Origin of the sequence: Psychrobacillus sp. NPDC093180 (genome assembly GCF_044754065.1) — a bacterium.
Taxonomy (GTDB): Bacteria; Bacillota; Bacilli; order Bacillales_A; family Planococcaceae; genus Psychrobacillus.
This window is the reverse complement of record NZ_JBIVOJ010000001.1, coordinates 568919-586838: the sequence shown is the minus strand read 5'-3', so window position 1 is coordinate 586838 and position 17920 is coordinate 568919. Positions and strand designations below refer to the sequence as shown.

Sequence of the window (17920 nt, the reverse complement as noted above, 5' to 3'; positions counted from 1 at the left end):
CCATTATGTTATAATGACAGGTGAAGATGAGTATATTAAAAAAAGACTGCTCGGTGCGCCAACACCAAACAGCCTTGTAATAAAATAGTATCGCTTCAAAGGCGATCAGCAATTAGGACGAGTAAACCTTCCCATGCTTGCTAGGCTCAAGGGCGGTTTACTTTTTTTATATGCAACTTCTCAGCATTCTTTGAAACAAATGATATGATAAAATCATTCTGTGTAGTCTTGAAAACTGTTTATTTTGAAAATAAATAGGCCTAGAAAATCTAACCTATACTAAAAACAAAAAATAGAATGTAAACAACTCGTTTATTACGTGATTGTCTACATTCTTAAAAGTTTATATTTGAAAGTCAATTAACCAATAAGCGTTTTAATTATTTCCTTTGTAATTGTTGGAATCACCTCGGTAGAAAATTCAATCTCCATACGTTCATAGCGTTTGTGAGCATCATAACCATAAGGTCCAATATTAATGGCAGGTACATTGATTTCTCTTATATCTTCATAATTCACGTAATGCTTTGTGCCCCAAGCAGGATTATTATTAATCACAGATTGGATAGATTTTTCATCATCTTTTAAAGCAACACAGCTCATGTCACAAATATACGGGAAATAATTTTTAGAAACGATTGGATATTTATATTGTGACTGAACCTTTTCTATTGCTTTATCTAAAGCCGAAATCAAATTTTCTTCTTGTTCATTTTTACCTGTAAGGTCTAAGCAAGGGGAATATAGGGATGAATAAAGTAAAATAATTGCTGGGCTTTGATCTTTCATCCATTTCCATTCCTCTTCCACAACCCTAGCTGCAAACATTCTTGTATCTAATTTTTCATCTAATAGTAGATTCGCTTTAAACTTGTTTATATGCGCTACAAAAACTTCCCCATGTTCCTCTTTTAACGATTTCGTCATGTCTTCATACAAGATTACCCGAGATTTCCAAGGTAATTGCTTGAAAGGTTGCTGACTTAGTCTACAAAAACTTTCATAACGTTCGTTCATTGTATTGAGAGCGTTTTCAAAAGCGATTACTGCTTGCTCCGAAAGCTTGGTTAGAACCTCTTGTGGAGACCATGAATGCACAAATAGATTAAAATATACATAAGCAGAAAGAGCTGTTTGCACTGTATAGGTAGGCTTTAAATCCATCTGTTTTAAAGAAATTGGAGGAGCGGGTGTTTCACCTAAATGACGATCACAAAGTTCTGGATTGTAGCTAATTTGTCTTGTTAATTCAGCTGCGATATAATTGGGATCTAATCCTTCGAAAGCAGAACCAACATGCGTTTCCGCTCCCGTAATGAAAAAAGAAGGAAGTAATTTACCAACAGTTCCTTTATAAACATAACGATTCTCATCACCGTCATATAAAGGAGCAACGAAATCCGAATTTATTAATCCTATATATTCGAAATCACGCTCTTCTTTCCATTTTTTTAATTCTTTAAGCCCTGATAAAACGCCTTTGGAACTTACTTCTTCGTCACATTCCGAAAAGAAAACAAGATTTCCAGCCAATTCTTCTGGGTGTTCAGAGAAATACTTTAGTAGTGACATATGACTAGCTACACCACTTTTCATGTCTAATACACCTCTACCAAAATACCATTCTCCTGAATCAAGCTGCTCTTTTACTAATTCCGGCAGTTGTTCATCATGTAATTTTTTCATCAGTTCTTCAGGATTACATGCAACATCTTTTAAATTTGTATAATCATCGATGCCAACCGTGTCCAGATGTCCCATTAGGATAATCGATTTTTTGTTACTTTTCTCTTTTGTTCCTTCTACAAATGCTAGGACGTTATATCTTTCCAATTGGTCATCACTAGTTTTTGAAAGAATTACTTGATCAGGTTTTTGGATAAAGTAAGGCATCTCAGAAATTATTTCATATATTTTCTTAGCAGCATCAATTTCACCTGGCGTTTCTACTATACTTTCAACACGAACTAATTCTTCTGTCAATTTCAGGATTTCATTTTTTGTAGTAATCATACTTCCTTCTCCTTTTCTTTATGCTTTACAGTTGGGTCTTTTACTTTGATGAAGAGAGAGCTTACTTTTTTAGTTTTTTGCCTACTCCTCCCGTATCTAATCTATTCTCAACGTAATTGAGTAGTAGCGTGAATATTAATACTAATGCTAAATAATAGAAACCTACAACTAAATATGTCTCAAAGGGCATATAGTTTTCAGCTGAAGCAGTTAAGGCATGGCTAAATAGCTCAGTAACAGCAATATAAGCTACAAGGGATGAATCTTTAAGACCAATTATAAACTGATTACCCAAAGCAGGAATTGCTCGTTTAAAAGCTTGCGGTAAAATAATCGTACTCATTGTCAAAGGAGCAGTCATACCAAGTGATCGTGCTGCCTCGTTTTGACCTCTATCTACAGATTGGATTGCCCCTCTGAAAATTTCTGCCAAATATGCACCCGAATGAATCCCTAATGCAACCGCACCAGCGATAAAATCACTAAGTACAATAACACTGGAAATTCCGTAATAGAGAAACATAATTAAAACTATTAATGGAAGACCACGAACTATAAAGATATAGAGATCTGCTAGTTTCATAAGTATCCAAATATTCGATACTTTAAAGAAGGCAAATACTAATCCTATTACAGTTGCAATTACTAGAGAGACAGCTGTTATAGATATCGTTATAGTAGTCGCTTCTAAAAAGGCAGTTCCATGTTTTTGGATAATGGACACAATACTTTCGATGAAATTCATTGTCAGTTATCTCCTTTACTAAGGGAACCTTAAAGTTGTAGTTTAGTCCTCCATAATATTTACGCCAAACCATTTTATACTTATTTTTTCATATGTGCCATCTTCTATAATTTCTGCGATGGCCACATTAATCTTGTCTAGTAAAGCTTGATGGTCTTTATTAATTGCTACAGCTATTTCTTCTCTATTTAGAACACCATCAACAGTTTTTATTTTCATTCCCTGTTCCTTAATCGCTGAGACTCCGACGATTTTGTCAGTAATCACTGCATCAATACGTCCTGGTATTAAATCTTGTAAAGCAAATATTTCACTAGGATAACCTTTCACATCGTTCGATAATGTCTCTGCTACTTCTTTATGAGTGCTAGCTTGCATTACACCAACTGACTTCTCACCTAAATCATCTTTTGATTGAACTGTGTCGTTTGTTTCTGCGACGAAAATTTGTGCACCGGAAATATAATATGGGTCGGAAAAGTCAACTTGTTTTAATCGTTCTTCTGTGGCAGTCATACTTCCTATGATTACATCATATTTATTTCCTTTTAATCCTTGAAGTATTGTTTCCCAAGGATTAGTTACTGGATTCGGTTCGAGCCCAATACGTTTTGCAATTTCGGTTCCAATTTCAACATCAAAACCAACAAGTTTGCCATTATCCTTATAATTTAAAGGTTTAAGTAGACCACTCATAGCAAAAGTAAGTTTTCCATCATGCACTAATTTCAAATCCTCTTCACTTTCTTTCACGGTAGCACTAGCATTCGATGAATCTTCTTTCTTTGCGCATCCTGCTAATAGAAAAATAAGGGTTGTGCATAAAATCATTATGGCGAACAATGTATTCTTTTTCATCTTTTTTCCTCCTTCTCTATATTTACAAACTATTTATTATTTTTTATAAAATTTTCGATAGAAATGTCTTTGTACGCTCATGTTGTGGTTTACTAAATAATTGGGTCGGGCTAGCTTCCTCGATGATATATCCTTCGTCCATAAAAATTACACGATCCCCTACTTCACGCGCAAACCCCATTTCATGGGTAACAACAACCATCGTCATTCCATCTTTAGCTAGCTCTTTCATCACATTTAGAACTTCTCCAACCATTTCAGGATCGAGTGCAGAAGTTGGTTCATCAAAAAGCATTACTTTTGGCTCCATTGCAAGCGCCCTTGCTATCGCAATCCTTTGTTTTTGCCCTCCAGAAAGCGAGTCGGGATATGCTTCTGCTTTCTCGACTAAACCCAACTTTTCAAGTAGAGTATATGCCATACCTTCTGCTTCTTGTCTGCTTTTTTTTCGTATTTTCATAGGGGCAATAATAATATTTTCTAAAACTGTCTTATGAGGAAATAGGTTGAACTGCTGAAAAATCATTCCGATATCTTGTCGCACTTTATTGATATTGATCTTTTTATCTGTAAGGTTAATATTATCTAATAGAATTGTTCCGGAAGTTGTCTCTTCTAGTTTGTTTAAACAACGTAAGAATGTTGATTTTCCTGATCCAGAAGGACCTATGACAACAACTACTTCTTTTTGGTTTATTTCCACATTAATATCCTTTAGAACTTCTAGATCCCCAAAAGATTTTTTCAAATTCGATACCTTTATCATGCGAGACACCACCTTACTTTTAATATCAATGACTCCCCATTAACAAGTGATTTAGATGTGTTAATGGGGAGAAAACCTTATGATCTTATTTTTTCTATTTCTTTACTCTTTTTTAAGTAAGACCTCCATGTAATTGCCCATTTTTCAGGGTTCTCAAAGAAATCTTGCTCATCTACTCGGTGAATAGTGCTATTATATGGGGCATTTTTTACTTTTTCAGGATTTTCATATGCTTCGTTTGCAATATATGTTAATGAAGCAATATACTCGTCTAAATCTGATTTCGAAGTTGACTCAGTTGGCTCTAACGTAAAAGGTTCAGGAACAACATATGGATGATGACTAGTCCAATATTGATGAGCAAAGTCGGCCATTCTTCGTGATATATCATCGGTAGTAACTCCCGTCTCTCGAGTTAACTGCTCCCAGCTATATCTCACTTGCTCCAAACGTTGACCTTTAATATATGGAGCACTTGCACCACGAATTTTCAAAATATGGTGATACAAGTAATTGTTGTTCAAAACTGCGATTTCAGCAACATCTTTTAATCCTTCTGCACCAATCGCTCGAATCCATGCATATGCGCGGACTACCATCTGAGGTACCCCTTGAAACGAACGAACTTTTCCAATGCTATGCTTCATATCACTTTTTAAAGTATATTGATCACCTTGCTTTTCAACTATTGGACCAGGCAAAAACTCTTTTAGTTTTGCAGCTACTCCTAGTGCCCCTGTTGCTGGACCTCCACATGCATGTGGTGTAGAAAATGTTTTATGAAGATTAAAGAAGCACATATCAAATCCTGCTTCTTTAGCTCTAGTAATTCCAAGCAAACCGTTTGCATTTGCCTGATCGTAATAGCAAATCCCACCAGCATCATGAACAACTTTTGTAAATTCTTTTATACGTGTATTGTATATACCAGTATCCTCTGGATTTGCTACTACAAATCCAGCTGTACGGTCAGATACTACTTCCTTTAACTTTTCAAGATCAGGAAAACCGTCTTTATCAGGATACAATGTAATGATTTTATATCCTTTTACAGCTGCAGTTGCTGCTTGAGATGGATGCGAGAAGATAGTTGTAATAATTTCATTTCGTTGCTCACCTTCCCCATTGCTTTCATGAAAAGCTCGAACGATGGAAGCCATTGAAAACAACGACTGTGTTCCACTGCCCGGTTGGAAAGAAAAGTAATCCATACCGGAAATTTCTCTCAAACAAAGATCTAATTTATGTGTTATTTCTAAAATACCTTGCACAGTACTTTCATCTTGTAGAGGATGAAGCTCTGTCATTTTGGGAGATGAAGCAATTTCTTCATTAATCTTAGGTGAATATTTAATTGTACAAGTACCTTGACCTATTTCAACGTTAAGAGCGCCTCCTAACATCTCTTGTGAAAGTCTTAAATAGTGACGAAGCACTCTATTTTGTGAAATTTCAGGTAATTTAGGAGCTGATTTTCTAATTAAAGATGCAGGTAAAGCTGATAGCCCATCCCCTACACAATCTACAATTTCACTTTCCACGTGAGGGAGTAAAACACCTCTTTCACCAGCATTATGAAGTTCAAAAATAATCGGTTCATCCCATTTAGCTTGCTGGAAATTTCGTACTTTATGTTCGCGGTTAATTTTCTTCATAGGAATTCATCCTTTTCAATTTATTTCATTTTGAGTTTATGCACTGCTTAATAACGGAAACAAGCTGGTCGATATCTTCTTTTGTATGAATTTCTGTTACACAGAATAAAGCACTTTGTTGTAATTCTGGAAAATCTTCAGAAAGGTCTTTACCTCCAAAAATTCTATTGTCTAGAAGATACTTATTAATCTCTTTCACTGATTTCCCAGTATAGGAGAAGTCCACAACGAACTCTTTAAAACTAGTTGACTCAAATCGTGATGCTACTACATTTGGAATACTTCCTATCTGTTGCATTGCATATTGCGATTTTTGCATAATAGATTTTCCAAGCTCATACATTCCCTCAGGACCCATTAAAGATAAATAAACTCCTGCAGTAATACCCCATAATGCCGTCTGTGTACCTACGAATTCTTTTCCTTTTTCTCTTTGTGCAAAGGAAGTTCGATCATAATACACATCACCAAACCCATACTCACCTTCTACAACTGTAGGTGCAATTCCAAATAATCTGGATGGGTATTCTTGCACAAATTTGATATCATCGTGGGTTGCAATAAACCCTGATTGACCACCACCGTAATTCATATGCATGCCTAATGGTTGAAGATCACCACAAACAATTTCAGCGCCATAGTGACTAGGTGGCTCGACAATACCTAGCGAACTAGGATCGACTCCCACAATCGTAATTGCTCCATGTTTTTTTGCTAGTTTACTAATTTGTTGACCTTGTGTTTCTAAAAATCCTAAATAGGATGGATTTTCAAAGTAGACAGCTGCTGTATTAGAAGATACTTTATTTTCCAAATCTTCGAGATCAATTTGTCCAGTATCTTCTTTATAGTCAATCAAACTTACATTTATATACGGAGAGCAATAGTTTTTAATAACTTTTAGCCGATCAGGTGAGATTGTTTTGGGTAATAATACATCTGTACGATTTGTTATTCGGGTCGCCATACGAATAGATGTTGACGCTGCTTGCGCCCAATCAAATGTCGGAACATTGACAACATCCATATCGACTAACTCTGCCATTAAACTCTGGTACTCAAAAAGAGCTTGGAAGCGACCATGATCTTCGTATGGATCCCCTGCATACCCAGTTACAAACTCTGCACGAGAATTTATTTCATCACAAATAGCTGGGATAAAATGATTCCAGCAACCAGCACCTAAAAAGTTCAGATATTCTGTTGTACTCGTATTTTTAGATAATAATCCCTCCATATATCTACGTAATTCATATTCCGAAAGCGCTTTCGGAATGTGCAATGTTTCACGGTAATGCAGCTCTTCTGGAATCCCGGAAAATAACTCCTCAATCGTCTTTACCCCAATTTCTTTTAACATTTGCTCTTTGATTTCAGGTACTGTATTTGGAATATAAGGATGTGCAACTTTTTTCAATTCTTTCATAACAATTTCCTCCTCATTTATTATGCTAGGCCTCCGCCATCAACCGTAAGAATCGTTCCCGTCACCCATGAAGCCAAATCACTAGCCAAGAACAATACACCTTTACCGATATCTAACGGGGTTCCAATTCTATTTAGTGGTCTATCAACCGCAGAAGATGCTAAAAAAGTATCCTCATCATGTTTTAATTGTATTGCTTCATCTCTTAGGAGAGGTGTGTCTGTATCGCCTGGACAAATACAATTCACTCGAATATTTTGAGGGCCATGATCAATAGCCATTGCTTTTGTTAAATTCACAACACCAGCTTTCGCTGCGCAGTAGGATGCTGCCAAATCCCCACCTTTCAATCCCCATCCTGATCCAGTATTAACAATACTTCCCCCACCATTTTTATCCATGATAGGAATAATATATTTAGACAATAGAAATGCTCCTTTTAGAGAAACATCTAGTACTAAATCCCAATCCTCCTCAGAATGATCAACAACCGTTTTTCGCCGGATGACTCCTGCATTATTAAAAAGCACATCAATTTTACCGAAGTCATCTTCAATTCTCTTAGCAGTTACTCTGCACTCTTCAGAAGATGTCACATTGCATTTGTAAAATTTCGCATTTATGTCTTTAATAATCATTTCCTCAGCAACTTTTTTTCCTTGGTCTTCATTGATATCTAATAATGCTACTGAGGCACCTAGTTCCCCAAATAAATTTGCAGTAGCTAAACCTATTCCTGACGCAGCACCTGTAATCGCAACTACCTTATTTTTAACACCTAGTAAATCTTCGTAATTCAAATACATCTCTCCCCTTTCTACGTAAATTAATATTGCAATTTTTGTGCCAACTTTTTTAAAGTAAAGAAGCACATATAAAACACAGGAATTGCTAACGATTATAAATTAATTCAATTAACATCTAGTGTCATAGATGACAAAAGTTTGACTGTTTTGTCATCTACGTCACTCGGTAAAAACTAGTGAATTTATGCTAGCTCTCCACCGTCAATTGGAATATGTTGTCCTGTAATATACTTCGCCTCTGAAGATGCTAAGAAAGCAAATAGTCCAGCAACTTCTTCAGGTTGAGCATGTCGTTTTAATGGAATTTTCTCATTTACTTGCTCTAATGCTTCTGGGCTATATTCTGCAATTTGCATTGGGGTAAGTACATATCCTGGACAAACTGTATTTACACGAATCGTTGGTGCTAATTCCAATGCCATAGTTCGGGCTAAAAGATTCACTCCAGCTTTAGATGCGTTGTAATCAGCATAATTCGGATGACCAACTAAACCATTTGTAGAAGCTGTCATTAAAATAACCCCACCTTTTTGTTGGATCATTCTTTTTGCCGCTTCTTGTGATGCATAGAATATACCATTGAGATTAACCCCAATTACTTTATCCCACTGTTCCGGAGTAATATCTAGAAAACTAGATCTAACGCTTATGCCGGCATTTGCAATAAGGATATCAATACCCCCAGCCAAGTCATCCATTTCTAGAAAGGCATTTTGTACACTTTCGTAATTGCTTACATCCGCGAAGATACCATGTTTTATTGTCGGACATTCTCTCAATATTCTATTTAATGACTCTTTATTATTATCAATAATAGTAACAATAGCTTTTTCATCTGCAAATCGAAGAGCAGTAGCTAGACCAATGCCACTTGCACCTCCAGTAATAACAACACGTTTATCCATTAGACTATCTTGATAATTACTCATAATTGTATCCACCTTTCAAATTTCAAAATTTTATTTCGTTTTAATATTTTATTATTTAAATTTCCCCATCTAGTTCCTCCCCTATAATTCAGGGCACTAATATCTTTTGCACCGTTGAATTTTTAAAATCTGTATTTACATTTTAGTCTTGCAATTTCTATGCCAACTTTAGTAGGCGGACTAAAACTATGACGGTGACAAGGAAATTAGTAAAAGTGGAAAGAGAAAACAATAATATGCTTCTGACACTTTTGACATAAGACATGACATATCTTTTTTTGTATATTGACTATTCCGAATTTTATAAATACAATGAGTTTTAAGTTGAATATTTTTTAAAGAGGTGATTAGGTGATTTTATTAAGTTCTATTTCGAAAGTGATACAAGCTTTTTCAGGGCTTTTGCAAGTCGATATTGCTTGTTTTGATAAAGAGGGACGTTTAATAGCCGCAACGGAGGATTATATTACCCAAAAGGGAATGAAGGTACATGTTCCTTTTTTTGATAAAATATACGGAAATCACATCACTCTACTTCATCAGCCAGGAGATATGAAAATGTGTGAAGGGTGCCATTTTTTTAATAATTGTCCATCGAATGCAGAACTTATTCAAGATATGATGTTAAATGGTGAAAAGTTTGGATATCTTTCATTGGTTAGTCTATCCCCTCAAAATAAAAGTATTTTAATCGAACAAAAAGATTTATACACAGAATGGTTAACACGTCTAAAAGATATTATCATATCAATTTTAAGGGATTCTAATGAGTTTAAAAGTAATCTTTCTCCCATTTATTCTTCAGGCAATTACATTTTTGGAAACAGTCAAGCATTCAAACATATTACAGAATTAGTGAAGAAGATACGAAATAGTACTTCTACAGTACTCATTACAGGAGAGACCGGGACTGGGAAAAGTATGTTGGCAAAGTATATTCATGAAAATAGCACAGTGAGTAACGGGCCCCTAGTAGAAATAAACTGTGCGAGTATACCAGAGAGTTTATTTGAGAGTGAATTATTTGGTTACGAAAGCGGTGCATTTACCAACGCTAGAAAAGGGGGAAAAAAAGGTTATTTTGAATCTGCGGATAACGGAACATTATTCTTAGATGAAATTGCGGAGCTTCCCATTCACTTGCAATCGAAACTTTTAAAAGTTTTACAAGATGGGATAATCCAACGGGTTGGCGGAACTAGTGTGAAAAAGGTAAATGCAAGGATAATTGCCGCTACAAATCAACCTCTAGAAGAATCCATTAAAGAGAAAAAGTTTAGATCAGACCTATTCTATCGTTTAAACGTAATTCCAATTACAATACCCCCTTTGAGAGAGAGGCTGCTCGATTTACCCTTACTAGTAGAAGAAATGAAAGAAAACTTGAAACATAGATCTGGTAAGTATTTCAACTCTTGTACCAATGGTTTTATGGAAGTGCTATCTACTTATCATTGGCCTGGTAATTTAAGAGAACTTGAAAACGTTATCGAATATAGCATGAATTTTGAAACAGAAAATGCTTTAAGTGAACGATCACTTCCTCCATATCTTTTAGCAAGTTGCAAAGATGTTCAGCAACCACAAAAGAATGCAGAATTAGTAGATGTAGAGAGAGAGATAATAACTCAAAAACTTAATATCTATGGGTACAATTACAATGGCAAGCAAATGGTTGCAAAGGATTTAGGGATGAGTATTCGAACTCTTTATCGAAAGTTAGAAAAGCTTCAAATACTGTCTTGATTAGCTATATTTCATAACTTAAACCTCAATTATATGACATAAACCTATATCCATCTTTCAATAATCTATACAATAGAAATGTTATTCAAGAAGAGATTTTAGAGTATGAGAATCAGATGACCAGAAAAAAATACAATGATCCTTCCACAGGCGAAGAGAACACTGAAAGTCAAAAATAGCAGAAACACTTTAGCGGTCGTGGAAAGCGGAGCACGATTGCCGGACCTTTCAGTCTTAAGATATGGGGGAGTATCCTAGCGTTTCACGTGCAGAACAAACCACCAGTTATACTGGTGGTGCTGATTTAATATATCGTATACCTGCGCTTGATTAGATTCACTGATCCAAAACACTAAATTCAAGCCAGCCAATCAGCAAAAGTTTGTAAAACTTTTATAAGTCAGATTACCATTTAAGCTTTTTCCAAGAGTACTGCAACTGCCATATCATATAAAGAAAATAATAATCCCCAAACTTCAAAACATGGTGAAGCGACAAGAAAATAACAAAATATTGCAGAGATTGAATTAACAAACAGAGTAATCATAAATGGTCAAAATAATTACTGCATGGAAAACCTTTGATCTATAATTATATTCTTAGTCTCATTAAATTACTGCCATTCACATCCTTTGAAAATCCGAACTTCTCGTAATATCCAACTAATCTGTCAGGACAGTATAACTCTATCCGTTCAACCTCTCGAATAAACGGATGCTCCAATAAATAATTCATCAAGATGTTACCAATACCACTATTCCTATAGGTCTCTTTCGTCATCACGTCAAAAATGAATGCTCTATATACAGCATCCGTTATCACTCTAGCAAATCCTATTAATTCTTTTGTTTCATTTTGAATTAACCCGATCACTAAGCTGCTGTTGTCTACCATCTTTCTAATTTCCACAAGCTCACGATGCTGGGTCCACCATTCATTTTTAAATAAACTATGTAATTCTATAAATTGATTTTCGCTTAATTTCTCTACAATACTATAATTCATCATAGATGGGCTCCTTTAAGTGTTTCTACAAGTTAATTCTTTTTTGATATTTGTTATGACCATCTTTTAACCCGATAAGTTCAAAATTGTTTTTCTTATAAAAGGCATTTAACTTTGGGTTATCTGAAACGCAATCTAGTTTAATATAGTCTTTGTGACCGTTCATATTGTTTTGGATCCAGCTTAATATACTGCTACCTAATTCTTTTTTCATACAAGAGGGAATGACTGCTAGATGGTGCATATTAAGAGAACTAGAATTTAATTCTTCTCCCCAACTATGCTTATCCCACTCATCTGTGTACTTAAAAGCGTAAATGTAGCAACTAATTGATCATATTTTAAGACGATATATGTTTCTTGTTTGTTAATTGCTTGTTCAATTTCTTCATCATCACCTCCTTCTAATAGAAACCGCCACTGGTTTATTTCATTGTCCTTCATCCATACAGCTAGTTGTTTTAACATTTCGATTATTCTAGAGATGTCTCTACCGTTAGCAACCTTAAATTCAAGACCTTCTATGTTATTCGAACACATTAGTTAACCCCTTTCTATTTATCATTAAGAAACTTTGATTCTTAAGTATAGATTGGTAAATATATTTCCACTTCTTCCTCACTATTTTCAATTGGATGATAGGTCTCAATAATATAAGATTCCAAATTTCTTTTATAGCCTTGTTGTTCTCCCCAGATAGATAATTTGGAATGAAGATCTGTTATTTCTGAGATTTTCCCTCGAACAGTCATATAATCGTGTGTAATCTCGATCAATTCCATGCCAGACGGAATTTCATTTAAAGCACCATCAACGATTAATCCAACATAATAATTGCCTTCTTTATGGTCAGCGGTTCTTTTAGGTTCGTAAAGAGCAATTTCTGTTTCTGTATGGTTTTTTATCTCATCCGCTCTTTTTAAAAATTGATGTGCAAAGACAGGTACTTCTTTTCCAAAGTTTGCATAGAGTCCTCCATTTTTCATGCCCACTAATATAAATTCTCTTTTTACCTTTTTGAATTCCATCTTAATCCCCCCCAATTCCATTTTCTGTGCAAAACCCATTCTACACTTAGACCAATTCAATGTTGTCTTTTGAATTTCTGCATGTAGATCCCATAAGTTGTCGACCAATCGCAATTCAATATTCCTTTTAAAGAGAGCAGTGAATAAATTATCTATTTTGATTTTATTAATCGGTATTTGCTTTTTATCACTTATAAAATAACCCGCATTTTCGTCCAAAAGAGTAAATTCCCAAGTGTTAAATTCATATAAGTATAAGGTAGTATTTTGCATCACTTCGAACCATTTATGTTCTATCGCTACTACATAAGGGCAAGACTTAGACGAAAAATAGGTTCGTTTATCTGCCTCCGAAGTATTCGGTCCTACATGATAGCAAACACGCGGGCAGTTCCTTGGAGTCAAAAAGTTTGGTAAACATTCTTCATTTATGGCCCATACAAGCCCTTTCGTCTGATCTAAATCTGTTCGAGTTGGTATTCTTGGTTCAAAAAATTCTATATTACTTTCTTCACTTACATGAAAGAGTTGCATATGAAAACATCCTTATACAGGTTTTTATTTTCTTCTAAGAAGGGAAATACTCCATAGGCTCATTACAACGAACGTATCCATTTCTTTTATAGTAGTCAACGCTATCATCACTTGGCCAAACGATGATAAATTCATAGTTATTCTCACTCACCCACTCATTAATGGTAGTGATCAATTTACTTCCAATTCCTTGTTTTCTATATTCTTTTTCTGTATAGACATTTGTCATATAGGCAAATGGATAAGTAATCCTGCCGGGACGAGGCACTTTTTCGATTAATTGTATGTAAATATGAGATACAATTTTCGCATCTTCTTCTGCAACCCAAATAAACCAAGTCTCGCTCTTCAAAGCACTTTCTAAAAAAGTATGGCACTCTGCTTTAAATGACTCTAAATCACTCTTTGTAAATATTTTCGTATCGTTATCTTCAATCGTGAAATCCCATCTCATTTGGATTAACTGGTCTATATCTTTTCTTTCGGCGAGCCTAAATTTCATTTTTTTGTTCTCCTTTTGCTAATATTTCTTAATTTCGATTCCTAAGAGCAAAAAATCTTTAGCAATTAATCATGTGGAATTTATAAGAATCTTTCCTACTAAGGTTTATTCTTCAAACAATCAATAAAACCCTTTATCCAGCTTCTGAATCCAAAAAAACATCTCCATAAAGGAGATGTTTCAATTAAACTATTCAATGGAAGTGGCAATTTCCAACGCGATCATTGGATCTTTTACTTCGTCTATCATATAAACTATATTTTCGTTTTGCCAAGCAATTCGGTTATCTAATTGGTACACATCAATATGTGCGAATCCATTCGGTTTAGGAATAGGCAATGTATGGGTTTCTAAAAATTTGGTAGCCTCTTTAGCAAGTTCTTCTCCTTTTTCCCCATCTGTGGTACGCGTATGAGCGGCGATTGCCCAACGACCTTCATTCCAGCTTGTCCACATGGAACCTGCACCAGCGTCCTGATAGCCGGTGATTCCGTAGCCAAGGTCGATTGGTTGTCCTCCCAGCTCGCTAAAGTTTTCAAAAGCTATTTGTTCGACTGCTTCTTGCTTACTCTCATATTTTTGAGCATGAAGACGAGCAATAATTTGGCCGTCTGCACTCGTTTCATGATTAATGGCAGTCGGCTCATTGCTTTCGTAAAAAACAACTTCATAATGGCTCTCATCTGATGTAGTTGTTGCGGTTAAATACTTATCATTTTGTAATGGCAGTTCGCTTGGAAGCAATTTAGTTACATTGGTTTTTAAGTCCGTTCTGATAGACTCTATTACTTCCGCTTGAGTCATTGCTGGATTAGTTTGATTAGATTCAGTGGAAGTTGGTTCTTGATTGAAGTCTGCCTCCACCTCTGCTGTCGGCTCTTTACTATCCTTAGTAGCTTTTTCTGCCTCGCTATTAGGAGAACAGGCACTAAGCAGTATTGCCGTAAAAATTGGTATAAAAATTCGCATTAAAGGTTTCACTTGAATCTTCCTTTCTTTATATCTTTAATTTTTCCCTACGCATAAAAAAGTAAACCCCTTTTGAGTAACTAGGAGTTTACTATCTTGATAAATTAGATATATTTTCTACTGTTCCTTGAAACAATTTTTAATCATACTCCATGTAATATCAGCCAAAATCATCGAACAAGGAATCATCAAGACAATTACTATAGATGCAATAAGCTCGGATATAGGATTAAACGGGATAAAAGAGACAAAGATAAAATTCATTATTTTCCACAAAACCACAAACATTAGAAGTGACAATAAAAGAAGAATTATTTTGTTGGTGATACTGAAAATTTTCTTCTCTCCTTTAGCAATTTACGCTTCTAGGTGGCTTGTGCAATTATACAGTGTACAATCCCAACTATTTTCTATATTTTCAAGAATAGTTAGAGACGCATTTTCCATGTTTGTATTAGGAAATCTCTCTGGTAACAAATGCCGTAACGTGAGACCAATCAATGCACCATGACTTACTACCAGTATACGTTTATTTTTATAGGTCATGACAGCTTCTTCTAAAAATTCACAGCCTCTTTTGGACACATCCACAAATTTCTCCATGCCTAAGTCCAGTTTGCGCCAATTATTTCCCCATACTTGCAACCTTTCTTCTTCTGTTGTTCCCTCTATTAAACCACAATTTATTTCTCTTATTCTCTTATCAAAAATAGCAATAGGCAAATTTAACTTTTCCGATATGATATGTGCAGTTTCCTTTGCTCGGGATAGATTACTTGATGCAATTATGTCCCATTCTTCTCCAAGGGAAAGTCTATCTGCTAGTGCTTGTGCTTGTTTTAATCCTGTTATATTTAAAGGTATGTCAGAAATTCCTTGTGCCTTGCCCAATTCATTCCACTCGGTCAGCCCATGTCTTATTAATCCGAACCTAGTCATTTTTTCGCCTTCTTTTCCAATCGTTCTTCACAATCTACAGTTCCTATTTCTGTAACTATTTTGTTAGGAGTGATTTAGACATATAGTAAGCGCTCACAGTAAATAACTGGTTGATCTCTCCTGTTGCAATCATGGTTTCCATATCATTCAAATCTACCAATTGGACATCTATAAACTCTGTCGGGTCCAGCTCTTGATCAAAAGCCTTATGCGCATCTACAATCAAAAAAGAAACTACTTTATTCGTTTGAGTTGCTGGATTAACATAGAATTCTCCTAATAATATAGGTTGCTTTTCACTAATAAATCCTGTCTCTTCTTTTACTTCTCTTAATATAGCATGTTCGTATGCCTCATCTTCCTCAGGTTTACCGGCTGGGATTTCTAAAAAGAAATCTTGTGCAGCATATCGATATTGTTTAACTAGTACTATCTGTTTCTCTTTTGTAAGAACGATAGCGTTAACCCAGTCGGCATATTCATTCACATAATATTCCTCAATAATTTGTCCATCAGGAAGTTCACAAGTATCTTTACGCAAATTTCCGAAAGCTGTTTTATAGACATAATTTGCATTTAATGTTTTCCAATTGCTCATTATCTTCTTCCTTTCCAGTCATAACACACATTATTTCTCTTAATCCATTCGGATAAAGAATCTTTTTTTCATTAATAATGTCTTCCAATGAAATCCACTTAGCATATGTAATTTTATTTCCTTCAACGACTTTAAATATTTCTTGATCATATAGGCTTTGATCCTCCAGCTCTACTATGTAAATTTGAATTATTTCATGACCAATATGTTCGTCGATGGTAAATATATTCTCTAGGCACGTAACATAGCATTGGATTGTGATTTTTAGGGCTAGTTCTTCTTCATATTCTCTTATCACTGTTTCCTCGGATTTTTCCCCAATTTCAATTGTTCCACCAATTGGTCTATAAAATAATCCAGTCCCTTTAGAATGTTTGCCTTCTTGTTCTTCGAGAAGTATTTTATTGTCTTTGAAAAGCATGCCTAATGATTTAGCTTTTGGAATCATTTGTGTTCCTCCATATGGTTATCGATTTGAATAATCAGACTCCTCTTTCCATTATTGCACAAAAAGTTGGGCCACTACATATGATGCTAAGAATGTGCCCAAAACACATAACAATTGGAAAAGGTAGGTTAAGCTATGGATTCACCAATTGACTATACTTCCCCATCCACCCAGTTCACTTTTGACGTCAATAAAAATTCTTTCTTTAGAAAAGATAATTTTAACTTTATGAATATTCTTGGTAGCGAACAGTTAAATACATTAGATCATTTATCATTGATTGATATTTTTCTAAGTAGAGGTAACAATATTGAACCGCATTATCATCCGAATACTTCCGAGTTGGTATATTGCATTTCCGGTGCTATGGCAGTTTCCATACTAAATCCATTTACGAAGCAATATCAGCATTACACAATAACACCTGGCCAAGTAGCAAATATTCCGCAAGGCTGGTGGCATTACCAAATGGCAACAGAGGATCGCACACATGCGCTTGCTATTTTCAACACATCTACACCAGAAGTAATACTTGGTTCGGATATTTTAAGATTAACACCATCGAACATTATGGCTCATACTTATTGCATGGACGAAAATCAATGGAAAACAGCTATTAAACCTATTACAGCTTCCACTTATATTGGACCGCCGAAAAATTGTTATCGGAACCCTGGAAGTAACGCGCAGACATTTCCCAATTATATATATCCTTATGGAAATCAAGGATATCCAATGCAACCATATACACCTTATAATCATCCGACTTGTTAACCTGTATCTTGCCAGCATGATATGCCCTCTAATAGTGCTGGCATTCCATGATATAAAGTTCCTTTATTCAATGTGATTTATTCACATGATAGCAATATTCTCCATTTACTATGTATAGTCCTTTAAAAAAAGGTAATCCATGTGAATGAAAAAAGACTGTCTGATGACAAACATCCAAA

Annotated in this window: 18 protein-coding genes; 2 read left to right on the top strand and 16 right to left on the bottom strand. The window is 35.2% G+C overall.

What is annotated here, in order from left to right; all coding sequences use genetic code 11:
• Window positions 1-360: 360 nt before the first annotated feature.
• The 8 genes from ACIP9W_RS03015 to ACIP9W_RS02980 form a co-directional block, all read right to left on the bottom strand.
• Window positions 361-2013: a M20/M25/M40 family metallo-hydrolase gene (locus ACIP9W_RS03015; RefSeq protein ID WP_400785831.1), complete on the bottom strand. Its 1653-nt coding sequence runs from the start codon at window positions 2011-2013 to the stop codon at window positions 361-363.
• Between the two features lie 61 nt (window positions 2014-2074).
• Complete coding sequence (locus ACIP9W_RS03010) at window positions 2075-2758, bottom strand: amino acid ABC transporter permease (protein ID WP_400785828.1); 684 nt, start codon at window positions 2756-2758, stop codon at window positions 2075-2077.
• A 42-nt stretch (window positions 2759-2800) separates the two neighbouring features.
• On the bottom strand, window positions 2801-3616 hold the full coding sequence (locus ACIP9W_RS03005) for a transporter substrate-binding domain-containing protein (RefSeq protein WP_400785826.1): 816 nt from the start codon (window positions 3614-3616) through the stop codon (window positions 2801-2803).
• Window positions 3617-3659: 43 nt separating this feature from the next.
• Window positions 3660-4382, bottom strand: a complete 723-nt coding sequence (locus tag ACIP9W_RS03000; protein WP_400785823.1) for an amino acid ABC transporter ATP-binding protein — start codon at window positions 4380-4382, stop codon at window positions 3660-3662.
• A gap of 77 nt (window positions 4383-4459) precedes the next feature.
• Window positions 4460-6037 carry an aminomethyl-transferring glycine dehydrogenase subunit GcvPB gene (gcvPB, locus tag ACIP9W_RS02995; protein ID WP_400785821.1) on the bottom strand — a complete coding sequence of 526 codons (1578 nt, stop codon included), beginning with the start codon at window positions 6035-6037 and terminating at the stop codon, window positions 4460-4462.
• Window positions 6038-6062: 25 nt separating this feature from the next.
• The gene (gene gcvPA, locus ACIP9W_RS02990; RefSeq protein WP_142540615.1) at window positions 6063-7454 is read right to left on the bottom strand and encodes an aminomethyl-transferring glycine dehydrogenase subunit GcvPA; all 1392 of its coding nucleotides are present in this window, start codon (window positions 7452-7454) and stop codon (window positions 6063-6065) included.
• Between the two features lie 29 nt (window positions 7455-7483).
• A complete protein-coding gene (locus ACIP9W_RS02985) occupies window positions 7484-8269 on the bottom strand; it encodes an SDR family NAD(P)-dependent oxidoreductase (protein ID WP_400785818.1) in 786 nt (261 codons plus the stop codon).
• 182 nt (window positions 8270-8451) lie between these two features.
• Window positions 8452-9198 (bottom strand): SDR family NAD(P)-dependent oxidoreductase, encoded by a 747-nt coding sequence (locus ACIP9W_RS02980; RefSeq protein ID WP_400785816.1) that lies wholly within the window; start codon window positions 9196-9198, stop codon window positions 8452-8454.
• A gap of 351 nt (window positions 9199-9549) precedes the next feature.
• Here ACIP9W_RS02980 and ACIP9W_RS02975 point away from each other — a divergent pair, with 351 nt between their 5' ends.
• Window positions 9550-10944, top strand: a complete 1395-nt coding sequence (locus ACIP9W_RS02975) for a sigma-54 interaction domain-containing protein (protein WP_400785814.1) — start codon at window positions 9550-9552, stop codon at window positions 10942-10944.
• A 591-nt stretch (window positions 10945-11535) separates the two neighbouring features.
• On the opposite strand, the gene ACIP9W_RS02970 is transcribed toward ACIP9W_RS02975, so the two are convergent.
• From ACIP9W_RS02970 to ACIP9W_RS02935, 8 genes are all read right to left on the bottom strand, one after another.
• Window positions 11536-11952: a GNAT family N-acetyltransferase gene (locus ACIP9W_RS02970; protein WP_400785811.1), complete on the bottom strand. Its 417-nt coding sequence runs from the start codon at window positions 11950-11952 to the stop codon at window positions 11536-11538.
• Between the two features lie 258 nt (window positions 11953-12210).
• Entirely contained in the window at window positions 12211-12489 is a 279-nt protein-coding gene (locus ACIP9W_RS02965; protein WP_400785809.1) for an acetyltransferase, read from the bottom strand.
• Between the two features lie 41 nt (window positions 12490-12530).
• Window positions 12531-13511 carry a GyrI-like domain-containing protein gene (locus tag ACIP9W_RS02960; RefSeq protein ID WP_400785806.1) on the bottom strand — a complete coding sequence of 327 codons (981 nt, stop codon included), beginning with the start codon at window positions 13509-13511 and terminating at the stop codon, window positions 12531-12533.
• Between the two features lie 34 nt (window positions 13512-13545).
• A complete protein-coding gene (locus ACIP9W_RS02955; RefSeq protein ID WP_400785804.1) occupies window positions 13546-14013 on the bottom strand; it encodes a GNAT family N-acetyltransferase in 468 nt (155 codons plus the stop codon).
• A gap of 189 nt (window positions 14014-14202) precedes the next feature.
• On the bottom strand, window positions 14203-14994 hold the full coding sequence (locus ACIP9W_RS02950) for a hypothetical protein (protein ID WP_400785802.1): 792 nt from the start codon (window positions 14992-14994) through the stop codon (window positions 14203-14205).
• Between the two features lie 345 nt (window positions 14995-15339).
• Window positions 15340-15921 (bottom strand): histidine phosphatase family protein, encoded by a 582-nt coding sequence (locus tag ACIP9W_RS02945; protein WP_400785800.1) that lies wholly within the window; start codon window positions 15919-15921, stop codon window positions 15340-15342.
• 55 nt (window positions 15922-15976) lie between these two features.
• The gene (locus tag ACIP9W_RS02940) at window positions 15977-16519 is read right to left on the bottom strand and encodes an NUDIX hydrolase (RefSeq protein ID WP_400785797.1); all 543 of its coding nucleotides are present in this window, start codon (window positions 16517-16519) and stop codon (window positions 15977-15979) included.
• Window positions 16479-16967 (bottom strand): NUDIX hydrolase, encoded by a 489-nt coding sequence (locus ACIP9W_RS02935; protein WP_400785794.1) that lies wholly within the window; start codon window positions 16965-16967, stop codon window positions 16479-16481. The genes ACIP9W_RS02940 and ACIP9W_RS02935 overlap by 41 nt, the downstream gene beginning before the upstream one ends.
• 135 nt (window positions 16968-17102) lie before the next feature.
• Between ACIP9W_RS02935 and ACIP9W_RS02930 the strand changes: the two genes are divergently transcribed.
• Complete coding sequence (locus tag ACIP9W_RS02930; RefSeq protein WP_400785791.1) at window positions 17103-17741, top strand: cupin domain-containing protein; 639 nt, start codon at window positions 17103-17105, stop codon at window positions 17739-17741.
• The last annotated feature ends 179 nt before the right edge of the window (window positions 17742-17920 follow it).

Excerpts from the sequence above, each read along its gene's own strand:
- gcvPB (WP_400785821.1), bottom strand. The coding sequence starts at position 6,037 with ATGAAGAAAATTAACCGCGAACATAAAGTACGAAATTTCCAGCAAGCT.
- ACIP9W_RS02965 (WP_400785809.1), bottom strand. The coding sequence starts at position 12,489 with ATGTGTTCGAATAACATAGAAGGTCTTGAATTTAAGGTTGCTAACGGT.
- ACIP9W_RS02930 (WP_400785791.1), top strand. The coding sequence starts at position 17,103 with ATGGATTCACCAATTGACTATACTTCCCCATCCACCCAGTTCACTTTT.
- ACIP9W_RS03010 (WP_400785828.1), bottom strand. The coding sequence starts at position 2,758 with ATGAATTTCATCGAAAGTATTGTGTCCATTATCCAAAAACATGGAACT.
- ACIP9W_RS02940 (WP_400785797.1), bottom strand. The coding sequence starts at position 16,519 with ATGAGCAATTGGAAAACATTAAATGCAAATTATGTCTATAAAACAGCT.
- ACIP9W_RS02970 (WP_400785811.1), bottom strand. The coding sequence starts at position 11,952 with ATGATGAATTATAGTATTGTAGAGAAATTAAGCGAAAATCAATTTATA.
- ACIP9W_RS03005 (WP_400785826.1), bottom strand. The coding sequence starts at position 3,616 with ATGAAAAAGAATACATTGTTCGCCATAATGATTTTATGCACAACCCTT.
- ACIP9W_RS02960 (WP_400785806.1), bottom strand. The coding sequence starts at position 13,511 with ATGCAACTCTTTCATGTAAGTGAAGAAAGTAATATAGAATTTTTTGAA.
- ACIP9W_RS02935 (WP_400785794.1), bottom strand. The coding sequence starts at position 16,967 with ATGATTCCAAAAGCTAAATCATTAGGCATGCTTTTCAAAGACAATAAA.
- ACIP9W_RS02945 (WP_400785800.1), bottom strand. The coding sequence starts at position 15,921 with ATGACTAGGTTCGGATTAATAAGACATGGGCTGACCGAGTGGAATGAA.
- ACIP9W_RS02980 (WP_400785816.1), bottom strand. The coding sequence starts at position 9,198 with ATGAGTAATTATCAAGATAGTCTAATGGATAAACGTGTTGTTATTACT.
- ACIP9W_RS03015 (WP_400785831.1), bottom strand. The coding sequence starts at position 2,013 with ATGATTACTACAAAAAATGAAATCCTGAAATTGACAGAAGAATTAGTT.
- ACIP9W_RS02955 (WP_400785804.1), bottom strand. The coding sequence starts at position 14,013 with ATGAAATTTAGGCTCGCCGAAAGAAAAGATATAGACCAGTTAATCCAA.
- ACIP9W_RS02985 (WP_400785818.1), bottom strand. The coding sequence starts at position 8,269 with ATGTATTTGAATTACGAAGATTTACTAGGTGTTAAAAATAAGGTAGTT.
- ACIP9W_RS03000 (WP_400785823.1), bottom strand. The coding sequence starts at position 4,382 with ATGATAAAGGTATCGAATTTGAAAAAATCTTTTGGGGATCTAGAAGTT.